This is a genomic window from Sphaerospermopsis reniformis (assembly GCF_005402885.1).
In the GTDB taxonomy this organism is placed as follows: domain Bacteria; phylum Cyanobacteriota; class Cyanobacteriia; order Cyanobacteriales; family Nostocaceae; genus Sphaerospermopsis; species Sphaerospermopsis kisseleviana.
In genome coordinates this window covers 1-2,984 of record NZ_BJCE01000390.1, presented here as the reverse complement: position 1 = coordinate 2,984, position 2,984 = coordinate 1, and the positions used below count along the sequence as shown (strand labels likewise).

The 2,984-nt window shown below is 38.6% G+C and carries 4 protein-coding genes and 1 pseudogene; 3 read left to right on the top strand and 2 right to left on the bottom strand.

The annotated features are described in order from the left end of the window. Positions 1 to 358: 358 nt before the first annotated feature. The gene (locus FFR48_RS26770) at positions 359 to 1,153 is read right to left on the bottom strand and encodes a PP2C family serine/threonine-protein phosphatase (protein ID WP_137669447.1); all 795 of its coding nucleotides are present in this window, start codon (positions 1,151 to 1,153) and stop codon (positions 359 to 361) included. A gap of 186 nt (positions 1,154 to 1,339) precedes the next feature. Further along, complete coding sequence (locus FFR48_RS26765; RefSeq protein WP_137669446.1) at positions 1,340 to 1,996, bottom strand: vWA domain-containing protein; 657 nt, start codon at positions 1,994 to 1,996, stop codon at positions 1,340 to 1,342. 249 nt (positions 1,997 to 2,245) lie between these two features. Between FFR48_RS26765 and FFR48_RS26760 the strand changes: the two genes are divergently transcribed. From FFR48_RS26760 to FFR48_RS26750, 3 genes and pseudogenes are all read left to right on the top strand, one after another. After that, positions 2,246 to 2,533 carry a type II toxin-antitoxin system RelN family antitoxin gene (locus tag FFR48_RS26760; protein ID WP_137669445.1) on the top strand — a complete coding sequence of 96 codons (288 nt, stop codon included), beginning with the start codon at positions 2,246 to 2,248 and terminating at the stop codon, positions 2,531 to 2,533. Continuing rightward, on the top strand, positions 2,502 to 2,732 hold the full coding sequence (locus FFR48_RS26755) for a type II toxin-antitoxin system RelE/ParE family toxin (RefSeq protein WP_236104203.1): 231 nt from the start codon (positions 2,502 to 2,504) through the stop codon (positions 2,730 to 2,732). The genes FFR48_RS26760 and FFR48_RS26755 overlap by 32 nt, the downstream gene beginning before the upstream one ends. Positions 2,733 to 2,805: 73 nt before the next feature. Then, positions 2,806 to 2,984 (top strand): annotated as a pseudogene (locus FFR48_RS26750) (SAM-dependent methyltransferase); the annotation flags it as partial.

Genomic DNA, 2,984 nt, shown 5'->3' with positions numbered 1-2,984 from the left:
AAAAAGTGTGCATTTTTGGGGATTTCAAGAGATGGCAAAGAAATTTTCAAATCTCCTCCTGACTCCTGACTCCTGACTCCTGACTCCTATGCCCTCACGGAAAGACTTTCTCAGCAACCCCTAATTATTCAAGTTAAAGGCATAACAGCTTAAAACTCTTGTGGGGTGGGCATACTTCGACATAGTTCGACTGCGCACTTCGACTTCGCCCTTCGACACCGCTCAGGACAGGCTCAGTACAAGCTCACTAACCGCTCATTACAAGTCTTGCCCGCCCGTGGTGTACCTCATAACACCAGAAAGTGCTGTAACTTTTGTGGGCTGGGCATCCTGCCCGCCCATCATTTAATTGAGTCTACTAAATCTCTTTTTCAAACAAACATAAAACCAAAGTTTTATCATCATTAGTACGAGCATTTAACCTATCAGACTCAAGAAAATCCATAATATAATTCTCTCCATCACATCCAGGATTTTCTGTTTCTCGCAAATATGCCTCTAAAGGTTTAAAAAACGGCAGGAAAGGTTGCCAGTCACTAAATCTAATTGCTACTTTTTCTAGTCCATCAGTAGCAGCACAAATAAATTCTTGCTTTCCTGAAAATACCTTTACCTGCATTTCCTCCAGTCCACTCACTGAAGTGACAAAAGTTGTCTCGTTGAAAAATTCCCCCTTATCTGGTTTAAACAACATTTGATATTCTGTATCTTGAGAACTCATGACAATAAACCCGTCTCCAATTTGCATAGCTGCAACCCATTCAGGAGTTGCTATAAAAACCAATAATGTACAAGCTAAATCATTAACAGAATAATCTTTATTTGCTGCTTGTTTTGTTAAATCTGAAATTACATGATTAACGGTTTTAGTAAAAAGCTTTTTTGCTTCTTGCTCTGAAAGTGGTTGATAAACCTTCTGCCAACATCGTTTTCGCTGCTGAAGATACTCACTAATTGTAGAAAGATATTTGAGCGTAGTTTCTACCGCTAGTTTAGAACCAATATGAGAATATTTAGCACTTCCAGCACCATCAGCAACCGCACCCACAATCACATCATTAAAAATGCGATAATGTCCGTAATCTTGACAAGGTATTTTTTGCTCTTGATGACTCGTTCCCACCGCAAAACGCGCTATAGCTTTCCAACTCACAATTAATAAATCCTGTATATTGTATTAGATTTTATAGGATATTTGTAACTCAAAACCCCTCTCCAAACCTTTTCCCTACAAGGGGAGAGGCCTTAAAATACGCCGTTTCACCACTTATCTTTTCGTATTCCCTCTCTTCTTAGGAGAGGGTTAGGGGGAGGTTCTTATAGCTTACTTATACATCCTCTAAGTTGTAATTTGCCCCCATCCCACCGGCGGTAATGCTACAGCTTCCCCTACTTTGTCACTAGAAACCCGTTTCATAGAAGTGGAAAGCCAAACAAATAAAGCACGAAAATCTAAGCCATTTAACATCACTGGAGACCGCCCAGGTGGTGCAATTTCTCTGAGTTTATTCATATCCGCATTTTGAACAGCAACAGTAAAAAACAACTTTCGGCGCTGTTCTTCTCCTTCCCTCACCCTTTGCGCTGCATTTTGCCAATAATCTGTAGGCGCACCGTCAGTAATTAAAAATACCCAAGGACGATAATAAAGAATACCGTTATCCTTATACGTTTGTTTACGTTTTTCCACTAAATCTAAAGCGTATTCTATCGCTTCACCCATTGGCGTTACACCATCTGCTTCTAGCTTTGGCAGTGTAAAATGGTCTATAGTGACAAAATCTTGTATAAGTCGCACAGGTCCAAAAGTAACTATAGCCACTTCCACACTTAAAGAAGCATGAGCATCCTTTAATACATCTTCCTTAAAAGCTGCCAAACCTGTATTTAACTCCTCTATAGGTTGCCCTGACATTGAACCAGAAGTATCTAATAACAGAACTACCGGACAACGATTTTCAGGGTTTTCAACAAACTCAGGTAAACCAAGCGCCATTATCTATATTCCTGGTTAATCAAATGGTAAATAACAACTAGATGCTAAACATTATATTTTAGATCATACTCGTTAACACCTAATCTAACATGAGTATTTTTACGGAATCAATACCTTGCCTAAACTGAAATCAAGTAGCAACCAAAACCAAGTACATTCATATAATGTTTTTCATAAAAGAGTCAGTGATGAAACTCAAAATTGCCAGTAATCGTTAAACTAAATATAAATAACCATCCGGATCAACAAATGAAAGCAATAGAAGTCACAGGGAACATTGATGAAAAAGGGGCATTATTTTTAGACGAACCACTGAATGTAGAAATACCCGGAAAAGTCAGAGTAATCATTCTTTTTAATGAACCTACAGATGAATTAGAAAATGATAATGATGATACTCCCATTGAAGAAATCAAAGCTAGTTTAAAAAGAGCAGTACAAGAAGCAAAAATAGGAAAACGTATTCCCCTATCTCAAATGTGGGAGGGAATATATATTGAAGGAATTGCCGATAGTAGAAATAGACTTAACACCTGAATACAAAAGCAACGTCTTTAAAGTCAGAGTTAAAAATAGCAACATTCAAAAAGGCAAAAGTGCTGGTTATCGCATCATTTATCAAGTTGAATCACCAACCAGTGTACTTTTATTAACCATTTACTCTAAATCAGATCAAGAAGATATCACCCCACAGGAAATTAAAAACATTTTAGCTGAGTCAAATCAAAATGAATAATTCACCTGTTCAATTAACCTTCCCCAAAATCCCCCCATCCGCTAAACTCAGAAATGCTGCGTTAATTCCGATCATGTCCGACTCCCAAGTAAGTGCTGCTGTTGCGAAACTCTACGATACCTACCCCTTCCCCCCTGAACCTATCCTGGATGAACCACCACCAGGATATAATTGGCGGTGGAACTGGTTAGCCGCTTACAACTTCTGCACAGGTAGAAAACCACAAAACCAAAATATCCGCATCTTAGACGC

Excerpts from the sequence above, each read along its gene's own strand:
- FFR48_RS26765 (WP_137669446.1), bottom strand. The coding sequence starts at position 1,996 with ATGGCGCTTGGTTTACCTGAGTTTGTTGAAAACCCTGAAAATCGTTGT.
- FFR48_RS26760 (WP_137669445.1), top strand. The coding sequence starts at position 2,246 with ATGAAAGCAATAGAAGTCACAGGGAACATTGATGAAAAAGGGGCATTA.